The 18,609-nt window shown below is 67.9% G+C and carries 13 protein-coding genes; 1 reads left to right on the forward strand and 12 read right to left on the reverse strand.

Annotated features, from left to right (window positions below):
• Positions 1 to 121 precede the first annotated feature (121 nt).
• From CFB35_RS35030 to CFB35_RS19915, 11 genes are all read right to left on the reverse strand, one after another.
• Positions 122 to 544 carry a hypothetical protein gene (locus CFB35_RS35030; RefSeq protein ID WP_179231767.1) on the reverse strand — a complete coding sequence of 141 codons (423 nt, stop codon included), beginning with the start codon at positions 542 to 544 and terminating at the stop codon, positions 122 to 124.
• Positions 545 to 643: 99 nt separating this feature from the next.
• Positions 644 to 1,267 carry a histidine kinase gene (locus CFB35_RS19865; RefSeq protein ID WP_089465476.1) on the reverse strand — a complete coding sequence of 208 codons (624 nt, stop codon included), beginning with the start codon at positions 1,265 to 1,267 and terminating at the stop codon, positions 644 to 646.
• Positions 1,264 to 1,956, reverse strand: a complete 693-nt coding sequence (locus CFB35_RS19870; RefSeq protein WP_059582901.1) for a response regulator — start codon at positions 1,954 to 1,956, stop codon at positions 1,264 to 1,266. Before CFB35_RS19870 ends, CFB35_RS19865 begins: the two co-directional genes overlap by 4 nt.
• Positions 1,957 to 2,056: 100 nt before the next feature.
• Complete coding sequence (locus CFB35_RS19875) at positions 2,057 to 3,487, reverse strand: efflux transporter outer membrane subunit (RefSeq protein WP_089465477.1); 1,431 nt, start codon at positions 3,485 to 3,487, stop codon at positions 2,057 to 2,059.
• Between the two features lie 4 nt (positions 3,488 to 3,491).
• Complete coding sequence (locus CFB35_RS19880; protein ID WP_089465478.1) at positions 3,492 to 6,635, reverse strand: multidrug efflux RND transporter permease subunit; 3,144 nt, start codon at positions 6,633 to 6,635, stop codon at positions 3,492 to 3,494.
• Positions 6,636 to 6,655: 20 nt separating this feature from the next.
• Complete coding sequence (locus CFB35_RS19885) at positions 6,656 to 7,816, reverse strand: efflux RND transporter periplasmic adaptor subunit (protein ID WP_089465479.1); 1,161 nt, start codon at positions 7,814 to 7,816, stop codon at positions 6,656 to 6,658.
• Positions 7,817 to 8,216: 400 nt separating this feature from the next.
• On the reverse strand, positions 8,217 to 8,828 hold the full coding sequence (locus CFB35_RS19895) for an ankyrin repeat domain-containing protein (protein ID WP_089465481.1): 612 nt from the start codon (positions 8,826 to 8,828) through the stop codon (positions 8,217 to 8,219).
• Positions 8,829 to 8,905: 77 nt separating this feature from the next.
• Positions 8,906 to 10,441, reverse strand: a complete 1,536-nt coding sequence (locus tag CFB35_RS19900; RefSeq protein ID WP_059582889.1) for a catalase — start codon at positions 10,439 to 10,441, stop codon at positions 8,906 to 8,908.
• A gap of 234 nt (positions 10,442 to 10,675) precedes the next feature.
• Positions 10,676 to 12,163 (reverse strand): efflux transporter outer membrane subunit, encoded by a 1,488-nt coding sequence (locus CFB35_RS19905; RefSeq protein WP_059582887.1) that lies wholly within the window; start codon positions 12,161 to 12,163, stop codon positions 10,676 to 10,678.
• 13 nt (positions 12,164 to 12,176) lie between these two features.
• Entirely contained in the window at positions 12,177 to 13,763 is a 1,587-nt protein-coding gene (locus tag CFB35_RS19910) for an MDR family MFS transporter (RefSeq protein ID WP_059582883.1), read from the reverse strand.
• Positions 13,756 to 14,880: an HlyD family secretion protein gene (locus tag CFB35_RS19915; protein WP_059582880.1), complete on the reverse strand. Its 1,125-nt coding sequence runs from the start codon at positions 14,878 to 14,880 to the stop codon at positions 13,756 to 13,758. The genes CFB35_RS19910 and CFB35_RS19915 overlap by 8 nt, the downstream gene beginning before the upstream one ends.
• 91 nt (positions 14,881 to 14,971) lie before the next feature.
• Here CFB35_RS19915 and CFB35_RS19920 point away from each other — a divergent pair, with 91 nt between their 5' ends.
• The gene (locus tag CFB35_RS19920) at positions 14,972 to 15,808 is read left to right on the forward strand and encodes a CerR family C-terminal domain-containing protein (RefSeq protein ID WP_059582878.1); all 837 of its coding nucleotides are present in this window, start codon (positions 14,972 to 14,974) and stop codon (positions 15,806 to 15,808) included.
• 33 nt (positions 15,809 to 15,841) lie between these two features.
• Here CFB35_RS19920 and CFB35_RS19925 read toward each other — a convergent pair whose 3' ends face one another.
• The gene (locus tag CFB35_RS19925; protein WP_059582875.1) at positions 15,842 to 18,289 is read right to left on the reverse strand and encodes a mechanosensitive ion channel family protein; all 2,448 of its coding nucleotides are present in this window, start codon (positions 18,287 to 18,289) and stop codon (positions 15,842 to 15,844) included.
• Positions 18,290 to 18,609 lie beyond the last annotated feature (320 nt).

Here is an 18,609-nt window from a genome sequence, read left to right on the forward strand (position 1 = left end):
TTGAATTACCCCTCCGGTTGAACATCGAACGGCACGAACAACGACGGTCGACAGCGGTGCGGGTCATGCACCGCCGCTTTCTGTCGCATGCGGGCGGATGGCACGGACGCGACAGGGCCTTTCACCCGATCCGGAAAGCGGTTTTTCTCCGGGGGCGAAATACGGAAAACGCGATGACGGGAAGGCTGCGCCGCGGGGCGGAGCAGTCGCGCCGGATTCGGCGCGGGCGGATTGCTAGAGCAACAGCTTCGTTGTCCTGCTCATTTGATTCGGTCCTTCGGCCCGCTGCCGAATGGCAGCCGTCCAGTGAAATACATCGGGATGCCGCGCGCGCCGGCGTGCGAACGAATCGTTCGGCGGCGCGTACTTCGGTGCAGCGGAAGCAGAAAAAAGTGGAGCGGAATCGATTGCGTGGCGGGCAAACCGTCGGATTGCTTGCATCGGACGGTATCAAGAACGAAAGCGAGGTGTCAAACTTTTTTTGATTATATGAAATAAAATTAAACTGAATTAACCGCAATGGTTTTGAAAAGATCGGCGGCATTTTGTAATGTTCGAAACCCGCAACGCAGGTAATGCCGAATGCGATTCGCCGATCATTTCCGATGCGTGTTGAAACGGCCCGGGGTTAGACGGCCAATCGTCATCGAGGAACTGCTCGAATCGTCGCGGCCTGTCGTTCGGCCGCCTGAAGATCGTCGACGAACCGGAACAGCGCGTCGACATGCTGAAGCAGCGCGTCGCGCGAGGGCGCATTCGTATCGGCGGCAAGCGCCTTGATCGTGTCGAGCCGGGTTGCGAGTTCGGCGAGCTGGGTGCGCGTGACGTGACTGCTGGTGGCGACGGTGGCCGTCGCATCGGATGGATTTGCCGGTTTCATTGAATGGGTGATCGCGTTGAAGTGCTCGATGAAGCGGGACAGGCCGGCCGGGCAGCCGTCGACGGAAACCGCGCGCGCCGACGGATCGCCGGCCACGATCCGGCCAACGGTGTCTGCCATCGCGTCGAGCGTCGCGAGCATGCGGCGGATCAGCCTGATCAGGTCGAACGCGGCGGCCAGCAGGCAGACGGACAGCGCCGCCGCCAGCACCACGTAAGTAAACGCATTGCGGAGCATCGCGTCGGCCGTCGCGTCGTGCGGCAACGCGGCCGGCGCGTGCAATGCATGGACGAAGAACGCGACGGTGCAGGCGAGCAGCACGACGACGATCGCGGCGAGGCCAATCGCCCGCCCGATTTGCCGGCCGGGCCGTGCCGGGAGCGTCACTGCACGCCCCGCAGCCGGTAGCCGACGCCGCGCATCACTTCGGGCATGCCTGGCGCGCCGGCCCGTTCGAGTTTCTTGCGCAGCCGGCAGATGTGGCTGTCGACCGTGCGCTCCAGCGCGCTCACGTCGGCCATGCACGCATCGAGCAGCTCGCCGCGCGTGAACACGCGGCTCGGCGATCTCGCCATGTGCGCGAGCAACCGGAACTCCGTCAGCGTCAGTGGGATCGGCACCTCGGCGCCCGCCGTGCGCACGCGGGCCAGATAGCTGTCGGTATCGATCTCCAGGTCGCCGACGCGCAGCATGCGCGTGGTGGGCGGCGCGGCCGACCGGCGCAGGATCGCGCGCAATCGCGCGACGACCTCGGCCGGGTTGAACGGCTTGACGATGTAGTCGTCGGCGCCGGCGTGCAGCGCCTGCAGCCGGTCGAGGTCGCGATCGAATGCGGTGACGACGACGACGGGCGTATTGTCGCGCCGTCGCAGCTCGGCGAGCACGTCCCAGCCGTTTTTCCGCGGCATCTTCACGTCGAGCAGGATCAGGTCGGGCTTCAGGCGCGGTTGCATGTCGAGCGCCGCTTGCCCGTCGGCGACGCGGTAGGTGCGAAAGCCGTCGTGCTTCAGGTACGCATCGAGGATGTCCGAGATGTCGGGCTCGTCTTCTGCAATGAGTATCAGGGAATTCGTCATGGAGTGTGCCGTGCGATGGCGAACAGTCGGGGCGGCCCGTCGCCGGGCCGGGGCGCGCCGTTCCGCCACGCTGCCGCGCGGGCGGAACGGCGCCGTTCGTTCAGTTCTGCACCACGCGCTTCCACGGTGCGACGTCCTGGTCCGTCAGGCCGCCGCCGAGCGCCTTGTACAGCGCAACGGCATTGCTCAGTTCGCTGCGGCGCAGGTCGAGCAGCGCTTGCCGTGCCGCATAGAGTTGCCGCTGCGAATCGAGCAACTCCAGCCGTCCCTCGACGCCCGCGCGATAGCGCAGGGTCGACAGGTCGGTGCGGCGTTCGGCCGAACCGACCACGCGGGTCTGCGCTTCGATCTGGCGGCCGAAGGTTTCGCGTCCGGCGATGCCGTCGGCCACTTCGCGGAACGCGGCCTGAATCGCGCGTTCGTACTCGGCGACCGCACCGGACTTGCGCACTTCGGCAAGACGCAGCTCGGCACGCAGCCGGCCACCCTGGAAGATCGGCACCGTGACCTGCGGCGCGAAGCTCCACACGCGCTGGCCGCCGTCGAACAGGCTGCCCATCGCGGGGCTGAGGAAGCCGATCGACGACGTCAGCGATAGGCGCGGGAAAAACGCGGCGCGCGCGGCGCCGATGTCCGCATTCGCGGCGACGAGGTTTTGTTCGGCCTGCTGGATATCCGGGCGACGAAACAGCAGCTCCGACGGCAGGCCGGCCGGCAGTTGCGTCATCACCGGTTGCTGCTGAAGCGGCAGCGGCTCGGGCAGATCCTTCGGCAGCTCGGCGCCGACCAGCAGGCGCAGCGCATTGCGCGCCTGCTCGACGGCGCGCGTGCGCGCCTCGAGATCGGCCGTCGCGCTCGCGACCTGGCCTTCGGCCTGCGCGATGTCGACGCCGCTCGCCTGATGCGCGTCCTTCAGGCGGCGCGCGAGATCGAGCGACTGCCGCCAGTCGGCGAGCGTGCGCTCGGACAACTGGCGTTGCTCGTGCGCGAGGCGTTCCGCGAAGTACGCGTCGGCCACGCCGCCGACGAGCGAGATCTGCACCGCACGGCGGCCGTGATCGGTCGCGACGTAGCGCGCAAACGCGGCATCCGACTGCGACTTCACGCGGCCGAACAGGTCGATCTCGAACGCGCTGATGCCGACGTTCACGCCGTACTGGTTCTGCGTCGTGCCGAACAGCGGCGGATTCGACTGCGTGTCGTCCGACGTACGCTGACGCGTGAAGTTCGCGCCCGCGCCGATCGACGGCAGGCGCGCGGCGCGCTGGATGCCGTACTGCGCTTCCGCGGCCTCGACGTTCAGCGCGGCCACGCGCAGGTCGCGGTTGTTGTCGAGCGCGAGCTCGATCAGGCGCTGCAGGCGGCGATCGCCGAACATCGTGCGCCAGCCCAGATCGGCGGCGTTCGCGTCGAGATCGGCGGCGGCGGCGGCGGTGTAGGCCGTCGGCACCGGCATCGCGGGTTTGACCAGCGTCGGCGCGAGCGAGCAGGCCGACAGCGCGAGGATGAGGGGAAGAACAAGCAATCGCATGGCATCAACCTTCCTGTTCGCGAGTCGGGGTAGCCGGCTGCTTGCGGGACGCCCGCCATGCGCCGATGCGCTCCTGGATGCTCATCACGAACACAAAGAAAACAGGGACGAAGAAAATGGCCAGCACCGTGGCGGTCACCATGCCGCCGAACACGCCGGTGCCGATCGCGTGCTGCGTTTCGGCGCTGGCGCCGGTCGCGATCATCAGCGGCACGACGCCGAGGCCGAACGCGAGCGAGGTCATCAGGATCGGGCGCAGGCGCAGCTTCGACGCCTGCACGGCCGCCTCGATCAAGCCCTTGCCTTCCTCGCGCAACTGCTTCGCGAACTCGACGATCAGGATCGCGTTCTTCGCGGACAGGCCGATCACGGTGATCATCCCCACCTTGAAGAACACGTCGTTCGGCAAGCCGCGCAGCAGCACCGCGCCGATCGCGCCGATCAGGCCGAGCGGCACCACGAGCATCACCGACAGCGGAATCGACCAGCTTTCGTACAGCGCGGCGAGCACCAGGAACACGACGATCATCGACAGCACCATCAGCATCGGCGCCTGCGACGCCGACTGGCGTTCCTGCAGCGACTGGCCGGTCCACTCGACCGCGAAGCCCGGCGGCAGTTGCGCGGCAAGCCGCTCCATCTCGGCCATCGCCGCGCCGCTCGATTGGCCCGGGGCGGCGTTGCCCGAAATCCGCGCGGACGGGTAGCCCTTGAAGCGCACCATCTGCAGCGGCGTGTCGGTCCACACCGGGCGCACCACTTCCGACAGCGGCACCATGCCGCCGGCCGCGTTACGCACGTACAGCTTCATCACGTTGTCGATCTGCATGCGCGCCGGCGCGTCGGCCTGGATGATCACCTGCTGCATGCGGCCCGCGTTCGGGAAATCGTTCACGTAGGTCGAACCCATCGCGGTCGACAGCGTGTCGCTGAGCGTCGTGAACGACACGCCGAGCGCCTGCGCCTTCGCGCGGTCGATCTCGAGGCGGATGCTCGTGCCGGCCGGCAGGCTGTCCGGGTACACGCCGGTCACGACCTTGCTTTGCGCGGCGAGTTCGAGCAGCTTCGCTTCGGCCGCCTTGAGCGCCGCCGTGCCCTGGTTGGCGCGGTCTTCCAGGCGCATCGAGAAGCCCGAGCTGTTGCCGAGTTCGTCGATCGCGGGCGGCAGCAGGCTCATCACCGTGCCTTCGGTCACGCCGGCCATCGCCTGTTGCGCGAGCATGCCTTCCTCGAGGGTCGATGCGCCGCCGCGGTTTTTCCAGTCCTTCATCACGGACCAGTTGATCGCCGCGTTCGGCCCTTGTCCCGAGAAACCGTAGCCGATCACGGAAATGCTCGACTGGATTGCCGGACGCGAGGCAAGATGTTTTTCGAGCGTGTTGACCACGTCATGCGTGCGCTCGGCGGTAGCGTCCGCGGGCAGCAGGAAGCTGGTGATGAAGTAGCCCTGATCCTCGTCCGGCAGGAACGACGACGGCAGGCTGCGAAAGCCGAACACCAGCGCACCCGCGATCGCGACGAACACCAGCATCACGCGGCCGGTGCGGCCGACCAGGCGGCCGACGCGCGTCTCGTACCATTTCGTCAGGCGATCGAAGCGACGGTTGAACCAGCCGAAAAAGCCGCGCTTCTCGTGATGGCCCGGTGCGAGCGGCTTGAGCATCGTCGCGCACAGGGCCGGCGTGAGCGTCAGCGCGAGCAGCGCGGAGAACAGGATCGATACGGCCATCGACAGCGTGAACTGCTTGTAGATCACGCCGACCGAGCCGCTCGCCATCGCCATCGGCAGGAACACCGCGGTCAGCACCAGCGTGATGCCGACGATCGCGCCGGTGATTTCCTTCATCGCCTTCGACGTCGCGTCCTTCGGCGACAGCCCTTCCTCGGCCATCAGGCGCTCGACGTTCTCGACGACGACGATCGCATCGTCGACGATGATGCCGATCGCGAGCACCATGCCGAACATCGTCAGCACGTTGATCGAGAAGCCGGTCAGCAGCATCACCGCAAAGGTGCCGAGCATCGCGACGGGCGCGACGATGGCCGGGATCAGCGTATAGCGCACGTTCTGCAGGAACAGGTACATCACGAGGAACACGAGCACCATCGCCTCGAACAGCGTGGCCAGCACTTTCTCGATCGAGATCTTCACGAACGGCGACGTGTCGAGCGGGATCGAGTAGCGCATGCCCGACGGCATCGACTTGCTCAGTTCGGCCATGCGCGTGCGGATCGCGTCAGCCGTCTTCACGGCATTGGCGCCCGGTGCGAGCTGCACGCCGGCGAGGGTGGCCGGCTTGTTGTTCTCGCGGCTCACGAACATGTAATTCTGCGAGCCGAGTTCGACGCGCGCGACGTCGCCGAGCACGACCTTCGAGCCGTCCGCGTTCGCGCGCAGCACGACCTTCGCGAATTCTTCCGGCGTCGTGAGCTGACCCTGCGCGGTGAGCGGCACGGTCACGCGCTGGCCCGGCAGCGCGGGCAGCGCACCGAGGCTGCCCGGCGCGATCTGCACGTTCTGCTGGCCGATCGCGGTCGTCAGGTCGTTCATCGACAGGCCGAAATTGATCAGCTTCTGCGGATCGACCCAGATGCGCATCGCACGCTCGGAGCCGAACTGCAGCACGCGCCCGACGCCGTCGATGCGCCGCAGCTCCTCGGACACGCTGCGCGCCATGTAGTCGGCGAGCGCGCCTTCGTCGAAGCGGCCGTTGTCGGAGCGCAGGCCGATCAGCATCAGGAAGCCGGACGACGCGGATTCGACGATCAGCCCGTTCTGGCGCACGGCGGCAGGCAGGCGCGGCTCGATCGACTTGATCTTGTTCTGCACGTCGACCTGCGCCAGCGCCGGATCGGTGCCGGGCTTGAACGTCACGGTGATCTGCGCCGAGCCGGACGTATCGGCCGACGATTCGAAATACAGCAGGTTCTTGACGCCGGACAGTTCGCGCTCGATGAGGCTCAGTACGCCGTCGTTCATCGTCTGCGGCGTGGCGCCCGGGTAGTTCGCGGTGATCGTGACGGACGGCGGCGCGACCGACGGGTAGCGCGCGACCGGCAGTTGCGGGATCGCGATCACCCCCATCAGGATGATGAAGAGGGCGATCACCCACGCAAACACCGGGCGGCGGATGAAGAATTCAGCCATGGCTGGAGGCTCCTCGTGACTCAGTGCGCGGACGCGGCGGCGGCCGCGTCAGGCGACTTCCAGTCGGTCGCGGCGGCCGGCGCGCCATCGGTCAGGCGTTCCATGCCCTCGACGACGATCTTCTGGCCGGCCTGCAGGCCCGACTTGATGCGGTAGTGGCGGTTCGTGAGCTCGCCGACTTCGACGGCCTTCAGATGCGCGTGCCCTTTCGCGTCGAGCACCCACACCTGCGGCTTGCCGCCGGCGCGCACGACGGCCTGTTGCGGCACCATCACCGCGTTGGCGTAGTGCGCGCGCGGGATGCGGGCACGCACGTACATGCCCGGCAGCAGTTGGCGTTTCGGGTTGTCGACCAGCACGCGCAGCAGCACGTCGCCGGTGCCCGGATCGACGTTGACGCCCGAGAACAGCATGCGGCCCTTTACGTCGTAACGCGTGTCGTCGTCGCGCAGTACGTCGACCGGCAGGCCGTTGCCGTCCGACGCTTGCGGCTGCGACGCGAGCGCGCCGCGCAGCGCTTCGAGCGACGCGGCCGGCTGGCGCACGTCCACATAGACCTGGTCGATTTGCTGGATGCGCGCCATCGGCTGGCTGTCGCCGCTCGACACCAGCGCGCCTTCCGTCACGAGGGCCTGGTCGATGCGGCCGGCGATCGGCGCTTCCACGGTCGCGAATTTCAGATCGAGCTGGCGGCGCGCCAGCGTCGCGCGGGCCTGCGCGACGTCGGCCGCGGCCTGGTCGCGTTGCGATACGGCGTCGTCGTACACCTGGCGGCTGATCGCATCGGCTTCGACGAGCGGCTTGAAGCGCGCGGTCTGGACCTTCGCGCGTTCGAGCGCGGCCTGCGCCCGCAGCAGCGAGGCGGCGGCCGTATCCATCTCGGCCTTGAACGGCGCCGGATTGATCTGGAACAGCGGCTGGCCCTGGCGTACTTCGGTGCCCTGCTCGAATAGCCGGCGTTGCACGATGCCGCTCACCTGCGGCCGGATCTCGGCCACCCGCACGGCCGCGACGCGGCCGGGCAGATCTTCGGTCACGTCGACGCGCGTGGCGGCCACGGTCATGGCCGCCACCGGGGTGGCCGGCGCGGCGGCCTGCTGTTCGGACGGCCCGCAGCCGGCCAGCATCGCCGCCACCAGCACACATACGGCGCCGTGGCAGCATCGGTTCTGATTGTTCATAACGACTCCAGGAAGCGCAGGCAGCCCACTGCCTGCTTTGACGGGGCGGAGTGTGCTTGGAGTAGTTGGCGGCTTTTATGCGGAAAGATGGAGATTCGATGGAGGCGGCGAAAGACGCCGAAAAGCAGGGGGAGCCGAAGCGGAATGCTCGGACGAACGGGATGCCGCGCGGTGTCATGCGCGCGATGTTTCGGCTCGATGCGGGCGTCGGCTCGAGCCGGTATCTAAAGATCGAGCCGGCAGGGCCGCCGGGCGAACCGCCCGACGACGCGGCGCGTGCGCGCTGGCGGGCGATGACGCGGCCGCTGGGCGCGCACGTGCGCGACGCGGCGCCGGCGTCGCGCGATGGCGAAGCGGGCGGGGGCAGAGAATGGGGCGCGCCATTTGACGCGCCGTCGCGCTACGGTCTGGCGCCGGCTTCCCGCAGCGCGTCCGCGGCGTACGTGTTGTCGTGCGTCAGCGCGAGCTGAAGCAGCGACTGGCCGCGCCGGTCGACATGGTTCGGATTTGCGCCACGCGCGACGAGCAGCGGAATCAGCTCGAAGCGGTTGAACAGCGTCGCGAACCCCAGCGCGGTTTCGCCGGCGCCGTTGGTCTGGTCGATCGGGCAGCGCGTGTCGATCAGGCGCCGCGCGATGTCGCGCTCGTTCCTGAAGAGCGCGCCCATCAGTGCGGTGTTGCCGTGACGATCGCCGACGCACGCGTCGGCGCCGGCCGACAACAGGTAGTCGAGCGCCGCGGGCTGGCCGTCGTACGACGCGAGGATCACGGCCGTATAGCCGTGGCTGTCGGTCGCGTCGACCGGATAGCCGGCGTCGTGCAACGCGCGCAGGATATCGACGCGGCCGACGCGCGCGGCGTCGAACCAGTCGTCGTCATAGCGACGCAGCGCGGCGGGATCGGCCTTGCCGTACGCCGGCTGGTCGGGCAGGTGCGTGCAGCCGGCGAGTGCGGCGAGCGCGAGCGCCGCCGCGGCCGCGCGGATCGCATGGGGGAAGCGTTCGGATCGCATGGGGAAGTCCTGATGAGGTGGCCGGGCCGACGTGCGCGGCGCAATCGCGCACGTCGGCAGCGACCGGCGTCGCGGGATCAGTTGTCGCTCAGCTTCGCCGCGAGTGACTGCACCTGCTGGACGTTCGCGTGAACGGCCTGGGCGAGGCGCGTACCGTAGTCGGCGTCGGCCTTGTAGAAGTACGAGAGCATCGCGTACTGGTTCTGCGCGTTCTTCACCTGGCCGAGGTCGCCGGACAGCGCGGTGACGAGGTCGTCCTTGTCCTGCTGCGACAGGCTGCGGTAGTACTCGCCGGCCTGACGGAACGGCAGCTTCTTGCGGATCGCTTCCTGCTGCGTCGTGCCGCTGAGCGCCATGCGGACCGACTTGTACTGCGGATCCTGCGCGAGCTCGTTCAGCGTCGACGGTTCGTAGTTCACCTCGCCCTTGCGGTCGCCGGCATTCATCGTGCCGTCCTGGTTGTTGTTGACCACCGGCACGACGGGGCGGTTGATCGGCAGATCCATGTAGTTCGCGCCGAGCCGGTACATCTGCGTGTCGGCGTACGCGAACAGGCGATCCTGCAGCATCCGGTCCTCGGACGGCTCGATGCCCGGCACGAGCCGCGACGGCGCGAACGCGGATTCCTCGGTCGATTGGAAGTAGTTGTCGGGCACGCGGTTGAGCGTCATCGTGCCGATCTTGCGTTCAGGCACGCCGGTCCACACCTTCGTGTCGTCGAGCGCGTCGAAATCGAAGCGGTTCAGGTCCTTCGGCGTGAGCACCTGGACGTACAGGTCCCACTTCGGGAAATCACCCTGTTTCAGCGCGCCGTACAGATCGTTCGTCATCATGTTCCAGTCGCGGCCGATCGACGCGGCGATTTCTTGCGGGCGCAGGCCGTGCACGCCTTGCTGGCTCTTCCAGTGGAACTTCACGTAGTGCACGTCGCCTTGCGCATTGACGAACTTGAACGCATGCACCGCGAAGCCGTCCATGCGGCGATACGAATCGGGCATGCCCTCGTCCGTGTACAGCCGCGTCAGCATGTGGGTCGCTTCGGGCGTGTGCGCGAAGAAGTCGAACGCGAGGTTCGGATCCTGCACGCCGGTCACGGCGCTCGGCTTGTTCGCGTGCACGAAGTCCGGGAACTTGATGCCGTCGCGAATGAAGAACACCGGCCAGTTGATGCCGACCATGTCCCAGTTGCCCTGCTGCGTATAGAACTTCACCGCGAAGCCGCGCGGGTCGCGCGCCTGCTCGGGCGAGCCGCGATAGCCCATCACGGTGGAGAAGCGCACGAACACCGGCGTGCGGGTGCCCGGCGTGAAGACTTTCGCTTTCGTCAGGTCGGAGATGTCGGCGCTCGGCACGAACTCGCCGAATGCGCCCGTGCCGCGTGCATGCACGACGCGTTCCGGAATGCGTTCGCGATCGAAGCGCTGCAGTTTCTCGATGAGCGCGGAGTCCTGCAGCAGCACCGGGCCGGCGGGGCCGGCCGTCTGCGAATTCTGGTTGTCGCCGACGGGTGCGCCGGTGTCGCGCGTGAGTTCGGCGGCGTACGGGGAAGCGGAGAGTGCCACGCAGATTGCGGCGACTGCGTGCCGCAGCACGCGATGGGAAGACGAGGACATGACGATGGAACTCCTTGATCCGATCGGTGGTGGGGAAGCCGACTGAATTAGAAGAGATCGTCAGACGATTGGCTAATTGATATTCGATATGTCATCGATAGCCGTGGGCACGATGCGGCGCGAACCGTTCGTTGCGCACGAAACGAAGCAGTATTGTTGCGCGCGCAATGAGTTGTTGCCGAATTGTTTCGACGAGCACGATGCATCGGTCGTACATGATTTGCGGCGACGCCGTCAACCGGCGCCTGTTTGCCACCCGAGCCCGAGGCTCTTCTGCACCGACACGTAGTCCTTGATCAGTTCGGCTTGCCCGGCGATCACGTTCTGCTGCGCGGCTAGCGCTTCGCGTTGCGTATCGAGCAGGTCGATCATCGACGCGACGCCCGCGCGATAGCGCTGGTCCATCAGCGCGCGCGAATGCACGGCCGACGTCTGCACCTTCGTCAACGCGACCACATGTTCGCGCTGATGCCCGTAACGCTGCAACGCGGTGTTGGCATCCTGTAATGCATCGAGCACGGCTTTCTGATAATTCGCTTCCGCTTCGTCGCGCGATGCTTCGGCCGCGCGTACCGCACCGCGCGTGCGTCCGAAGTCGAGAATGTTCCATTGCAGGTACGGCGCGCCGACCCACGTGAAATTCTGCTTGCGCAACAGGTGGCCGGGGTCGGTCGCGCTGAAGCCGAGATCGCCGAGCAGCGTCACCTTCGGGAAATAGTCGGCCACATGCTCGCCGATCTGCGCATTGCTCGACGCGAGCCGGCGTTCGGCCGCGCGAATGTCGGGGCGCTGTTTCAGCAGCGTGGCCGGATCGCCGATCGCGACGCTGCCCGGCAGCGTCGGCAATGCCGCGTCCGGCGTCGACAGCGCGGCGTCGAGCGCGCCCGGCGCGCGGCCCGTCAGGATCGCGAGCCGGTCGAGCGATTCGGTCACCTGGGCATCGAGCGGGATCAGCGAGGCGCGCGTGTTCTCGACCTGCGTCGTCAGGCGCTCGATGTCCGCATCGGCCGCGACGCCGCGCGCGCGGCGCTGCTGCGTGAGTTCGAGCATCTGCTGCTGCAATTGCGCGGTGCGCCGCGACAACGCAAGCCGTTGCTGCTGGTCGCGCAGGTCGACGTACGCATTCGCGACTTCCGCCGCGATCGACACCTGCGTGTCGGCAAGATCGGCATCGACCGCTTCGGCCTGTGCGGATGCGGCTTCGATCGCGCGGCGCGTGCCGCCGAACAGATCGATTTCCCAGGTCGCGTCGAAGCCCGCCGAATAGAGTTGCAGCGGCCCCGAGCCGCCGAGCGACGGCGACGTGCCGCCCGACTGGCCCGAGTCGTTCGACGGCAGCAGCGCGCCGAGCGCGCCGACGTCCGGTTCGCGCATGCGGACGGCCGCGACGGTGGCCGACGATTTCGGCATTCGCGCGGCGCGCTGTTGCGAGAGCTGCGCGCGTGCCGCGCGCAAGCGCGCCTGCGCCGCGTGCAGATCGGGGTTGTAGACGAGCGCGGCGACGATCAGCTCGTCGAGCTGGCGGTCGTTCAGCGCGTGCCACCACGCGCTCGGCGCGGGCGCGGCGGTGTCGACGCCGGTGGCCGGTGCGCGCACGAAGGTCGGCGCATCCGGTGCGGCGGGCGCGCCGCGGTAGTCGGGGCCGACCGTGCAGCCGGCGAGCAGGCACGCGGCCGCGCACAGGGTGAGCGCGGGGCGGCGGGGCAGGGAGAAGGGTTTCATCGCGTAAGACGGGTCAATGGCCGGACGACATCGGTTGCGGGCCGCGCGGCGTGCGCAGCAGCAGCGCGAGCGGCACGCAGGCGAGCAGCGCGAGGCCGAGCAGATAGAAGGTTTCGGAATAGGTCATCACGACGGCCTGGATCTGGATCTGCTGCGCCAGTTGGCCGAGCGCGCGCATGTTCGAATACGCGAGATCGCCGGTGTGCGCGAACCAGTTGGCCGCATAGGCCGACAGGCGATCCTGCCCGATCAGCGAGTTCGCGCTCACCGATTCGCGCAGCGCGGCCGTATGGAAGGTCGTGCGCCGGTCGATCACGGTGCCGATGATCGCGAGCCCGATCGAGCCGCCGAGGTTGCGCGCCATGTTGTAGAGCCCGGCCGCATCGCCTGAATCCTCGCGCGCGACGGCCGCCATCGACGCCTGGTTGAGCGGCATCATCGCGAGCATCTGCGCGAGGCCGCGGATCAGTTGCGACCACACGAAATCGTGGCCGACGCTCTGCGCGGTCAGGCTGATGTCGAGCATGCAGCTCAGGCAGAACAGCAGCAGCCCCGCGATCACGAGGATGCGGAAATCGACCTTGCCGAGCAGGCGCGGCAGGATCGGCATCACGAGAAAGGCCGGCAGCCCCGACAGCAGCATGATCGCGCCGGCCTGTTCCGCGTTGTAGCCGGCGACGATCGCGAGGAACTGCGGCAGCAGGTAGGACACGCCGTACAGCCCGGCGCCGACCGCGGACACGATCACGATCACGCTCGCGTAGCGCGGGTTGCGCATCAGCGACAGCCGCATGATCGGCCGCTTCGCGAAGCGTTGCGACAGCGCGATCAGGATCATCCCGACGAACGACACGACGCTCAGCGTGACGATCATCTGCGATTCGAACCAGCGCTCGCGCTGGCCTTCCTCGAGCACGACGGTCAGCGAGCTCAGGCCGATCGCGAGGCCGAAGATGCCCAGCCAGTCCGCGTTGAAGAATGCGCTCCATTGCGGGCGGTCCGACGGCAGCCCGAACACCAGCAGCGCCATCAGCAGCAGGCATACGGGCAGGTTCAGGAAGAAACACCAGCTCCAGTTCACGTTTTCCGCGAGCCAGCCGCCGAGCACCGGGCCGAACAGCGGCCCGAGCAGCACGATCAGGCCGAACAGCGTCATCCCGACAGGCAACTGCGACAGCGGCAATCGCGTGCGGATGATGGTCTGCGCGGTCGGGATCAGCGCGCCGCCGGTGAAGCCCTGGCCGATCCGGCCGGCGATCATCATCGGCAGCGAATGCGACCAGCCGCACATCATCGAGAACGCGATGAACAGCGCGGAGTTCGTCAGCAGGAAATTGCGCAGCCCGAACACGCGCGTGAGCCACGCGGCGAGCGGGATCATTACGATTTCCGACATCAGGTAGCCGGTCGAGATCCACGTGCCTTCGGTGCCGGTCGCGCCGATTTCGCCCTGGATCTGCGGCAGCGCGGAGTTCGTGATCGAGATGTCGAGCGTCGCCATCAGCGCGCCGAGCGCGCCGGCCGCAACCGCGATCCAGTCGGTCACGCTCGCGCGGCCCTCGTGCGGCGGCATGGGTATCGTGGCGGACGTATCAGCCATGATGCGTCTCGTCGCGGGCCGAGCGCGTATCGACGTCGACCGTCACCGACAGCCCGGGCAACAGCATGCGCTGCGCGCGGGCATCCGCGGCGAGACGGATGCGCACCGGCACGCGCTGGACGATCTTCGTGAAGTTGCCGGTCGCGTTCTCGGGCGGCAGCAGCGCGAACTGCGCGCCGGTGCCGGGCGCGAAGCTGTCGACGACGCCGGACAGCGGGCCGTCCGGCAGCGCGTCGACATGCAGCTCGACGGGCTGGCCGATGCGCATGTTGCCGATCTGCGTTTCCTTGAAGTTCGCGACGAGATAGATCGAGTCGACCGGCACGACGGTCAGCAGACGCGTGCCGGGCTGCACGTATTGACCGACGCGCACCGTGCGATCGCCGACACGGCCTGCGAGCGTGCTGCGCACGATCGTGTTGTCGAGGTCGAGTTGCGCCTGTGCGGCGCTGGCCTGCGCGGCCTCGAGCTGCGCGCGCGCCTGCTGGAGCTGTGCGGTGAACGACGCGATCTGCGTGCGGGCGGCGGCGATCGACGCGTTGTTCGCGGCGAGCGTCGCCGCCGCCTGGTCGCGCGTGCTTTTCAGGTCGGCCACGCGTTCGTGCGTCTCGGCGCCCGTCGCCGCGAGCGGCGCGTAGCGCGTGTACTCGTCGCTTGCGTGCTGCGCGTTGATGCGCGATACCTTCGCCTGCGCTTCGGCCTGCTCGAGATTCGCGCGCTGCTGGCTGATGTCGGCTTCGGCGCGCGCGATATCGGCGCGGCGGGCGTCGACGGTAGCGAGCGCCTGCGCGAGCGCGACCTGATACTGGCGCACGTCGAGCCGCACGAGCGGATCGCCGGCCTTCACGGGCTGGTTGTCGCGTACATAGACGTCGGTCACGTAGCCGGCGACCTTCGGCGCGGCGGTCATGCTGTCCGCTTGCAGATACGCGTCGTTGGTGCTCTCGATGAAGCGGCCGACCGTCCACCAGCGGCCGAGCCAGACCGCGCCACCGACGGCCGCGAGCACGGCGACCGCGAGCAGGATGCGCCGCCTTCTCCCGCCGTTTCCGTTGCGGGGCGTTGTTCCGTTTTCCTGACGATCTGCTTTCTGTGGCGGGTCTTGTGGCGTCGACATGCTGAGTCCAATTTATTCCAAGTGGAAGAATTATTCCAGTTGATAAAATTGTGTCAAGTAGAATGTCGATCGATCGAATGACGAGGAAGGCATGAACGAAGCGAAGAAGCTGCGCCGCACGTCGGCGGGCGGCTACGCGCGCGGCGACGAAACGCGCCAGCGGATCATCGAGGCGGCGCTCGAACTGTTCGGCGAACGCGGGTTCGCGGGCGCGTCGACGCGCGAGATCGCCGCGAGGGCGGGCGTGAACGCGCCGGCGCTCCAGTACTACTTCGAGAACAAGGAAGGCGTGTACCGCGCGTGCGTCGAGACGATCGCCGAGCACGGCTGGGCGGTGTTCGCGCCGGCGGTCGGCCATGCGCGGGCGATGCTCGACACGGACGCGAGCGTCGACGAGCTGATCGATGCGTTCGTCGGGCTGCTGCGCGCGCTGTCGGACCGGATGTTCACCGCACCGAAGACGATGAACCAGCGGATGTTCTTCGCGCGCGAGCAGGGCGGCCAGGAACCGGCGAGCGCGAGCGAAATCCTGATGACGCGCATGCGCAAGCCGCTCAACGACGTGAGCGCCGAGCTGATCGGCCGCATCTCCGGCCGGCCTGTCGACGATCCCGTCACGCGATTGCGCGCGCTCAGCCTGTTCGGGCAGATCACGGTGTTTCACATCGCGCAGCGTTCGGCGCTGCAGTTGCTCGAATGGGACGCATTCGAGGGCGAGCGTGCGGCGCTGGTAACCGACACGATTGCCGAGCAGACGCGCGTGCTGCTCGAGCAATGGCATGCGCAGCGCGATGCGGGTGCCGCTGCCCCGGCAACCGCTGCGAAGCGCGGGCAGCGTGCCGCGGCGAAACCACGTGCCGCGAAGCCGGGGGCGGTACCCCCCGCCGCGAAAAGCACGGCGCGCGTGAAGAAGCCTGCCGCGCGTTGAGCGCGGCCGGTCGCCGGCCCCGGGCGAGCGCGATCAGCCCGGCTTGCGCTCCGCTCCGTCGGGCGACGGTGGCCGGGCTGCCGCTTCGGCGGCATTTCGCGTGTCGGGGCGCGCGTCGTTCTCATCGTTGCCGCCAGGCCGCGATCCATCCGCATAGGCTACGACGCTGCGCTGCGGATTGGCGATCCGGATCCCGCGTTCGCGGAACGTTTCCGCGATCCGCCGGTTGAATTCGCGCTGCACGCTCCAGCGCGCCGAGTCCGTGCACTGGATCTGCCCGGCCAGCGCGAGCGCCGCGCCATCGACCTGATCGATACCCCAGTAGCTGAAATCCGACAGGATGCCGTCGTGGTATTTCGGATCGTCGCGCAACGCGGCGCCGATTTCCTTCAGCGTCGCGATCGCGCGGTCGATGTCCTCGCCGTACGCGATGCTGACCTTGACGGCCGCGTTGCCGAGCCCGCGATTCGTGTTGTTGACGGTCGTCACCGAGCTGAACGGGATCGTGTACAGCGACCCGTCGCCGGCGCGCAGCCGCACGGTGCGGATCGACAGGTATTCGACCGTGCCCGATACGCCGGCGAGCGTGACCCAGTCGCCGACCTGCATCGCGTTTTCCATCAGCAGGAAGATCCCGGTGATGAAATCCTGCACGAGCTTCTGCGAGCCGAACCCGAGCGCGACGCCGAAGATGCTGGCGCCGGCCAGCAGCGGGCCGACGTTTACGCCGAGTTCACTGAGGCCCGTCAGCACGACGACGAGCGCGATCATCACGAACAGCAGCGAGCGCAGCATCGGCAGCAGCGTGCGCAGCCGCGCCGCGCGCACGAGGTTGCCTTCGCGCGTCCAGCGTTGCAGGCGGCGCTCGATCGCGATGTTGGCCGCTTCCCACACGACGAGCGCGACGATTGCCGCGATCGCGATCGTCACCAGCGCGGACGCGAGGCGGTGTCCGATCGTGCCCGTCTCGAACGCGCGGAAGATCGGCACGCCCCAGATCTGCAGCAGCAGTACGACGGTCACGATGCCGATCGCGCCCGACACGATCTGGCGCAGCAGCGGGTAGTAGCGGTACGCGTGCAGATGAACGAGCGTGCGGTCGTCCTCGCGGCGCTGGAACAGGCGCGCGAGCGCGCCGAACACGACGATCGACACCATTCGCATCGCGATCATCACGGCGATCGAGCGGCCCCCGAGCGCGATCAGCACGCGGTAGCCGTTGTGGACGTCGAGCGCCCACACGAACCACAGCGCCATCACGATGAAGACCGAGACGGGCGCCCACGCGTCCGCGAGCGCGTTGCCGACGACGGTGAAGGTCGGCCGATCCGCGCCGGCGGCGCGGATGCGTGCCGCCACCGGCCGGCGGCACTGCAGGATCAGTACCGAGATCATCACGTGCCCGACGAGCGCGACGGCCTTCAGCAGCGCGACATGGCCGGCTTCGGTCAGGCCGAAGTTGGCGGCGATCTCGACGGCCGCCGTGCACGCGCCGACCACGATCACGATCCGCGCGATCGAGCGTTGCGCGAAATCGGCCCATGCGTCGCTGATATGCAGCAGCCGCAACTGCCGCGCATCGGGCTGGAAGAACAGTCGGCTGACGATGGTGACGAGCCGGCAGATCACGTAGATGTCGATCAATGCTTCGAGCGCGGATTCGATCGGCGTGTCCGCTTCATCGAGCAACGACATCGTCAGGCTTGCGACGCCGACGAACACGAGCAGCGGCACCGCGCGCAGCGCGAGACTCACGAGCGCGCGCGGCATCCGGTGCAGCAGCGTGGTGTGTCGGCGTGCGTGGCCTCGGCTTTGCGAGGATGGAGGGGCGGTGTCTGCCGTGCCTGCGGTTGCGGTGTCGGGCGCGGTGGACGTATCGGGCGGCGGCGTGTTGCCCTCGTCCGACGCGGCGGAATCGGACGCCGCGCGGCGCGCGGCCACTGCAGCCAGCGCGCGTCGCAGCAGCCGCTTCGCGAGCCATTCGACGAAGAGCGCGGGCACGAGCACCGCGAGGAGGATCACGAGCGTGTGAGTGAGGTCCGCACGCTGGTCGGCGCGCACGAGCCTGTCGTGCCACCAGCTTCCCACCGACCCGATATCGAGCAGCGAGCGCAGCGATTCCTGCAGTGCATTGCCGATCTGGACGGCCCAGCGCGATCCCTGGCGAACGAGCATCGATGCGAGCCCGTTCGACGTGAGCGCCGCCGGCGCCGCGGCAGCCGATGCGCCGCTGGCAGGCGCGGCGCTTGCCGGCACGGCGGGCGTGCTCAACGCGCCGACGGCCGCGATGGCCCGCAGCGTCGTTTCGACCTGTGCGCGCTCGCGCGGGTTCTCGAGCACATTCAATGCCTGCCGCGCCTGCTGCGGCGTCAGTGCGGGCGCGGCGCCGGAGGCGGCCGACGCGGCGGCCGGAGCGGGCGCGGCCGCGTGGGCGGCCGAGACGACGGCGGCGAGCAGCCAGCCGAGGAGGAAATGTCGCATGGAGTGGGAAGGCGGTGCGTATCGTCACGCGGCCCGCCGGGCTGAACGATGGACGGAAGTTAACATGATTGCGACCGGGAGCGAATAGTTCCGTCGCCGACTATTCGGATCGGGTATGAACGGGGCTGTGCGGGCGCTGGCGGTGCATGTCCGCAAGCCATGTACCTGATACCTGATGCAGGCTGTCGCCGTCCGGCATCGGCGGGAACGTCCCGCTTTCCCGATCGCAGGGGAGCCGCCTGTAACGCGTGTCTTTCGATGCCGACTCGCGATGCGTTGCCCGGCGAGCGTTCGTGCGGCCTCGACCCACGCTCGCATCA

Source organism: Burkholderia sp. AU16482, from assembly GCF_002223285.1.
In the GTDB taxonomy this organism is placed as follows: domain Bacteria; phylum Pseudomonadota; class Gammaproteobacteria; order Burkholderiales; family Burkholderiaceae; genus Burkholderia; species Burkholderia semiarida.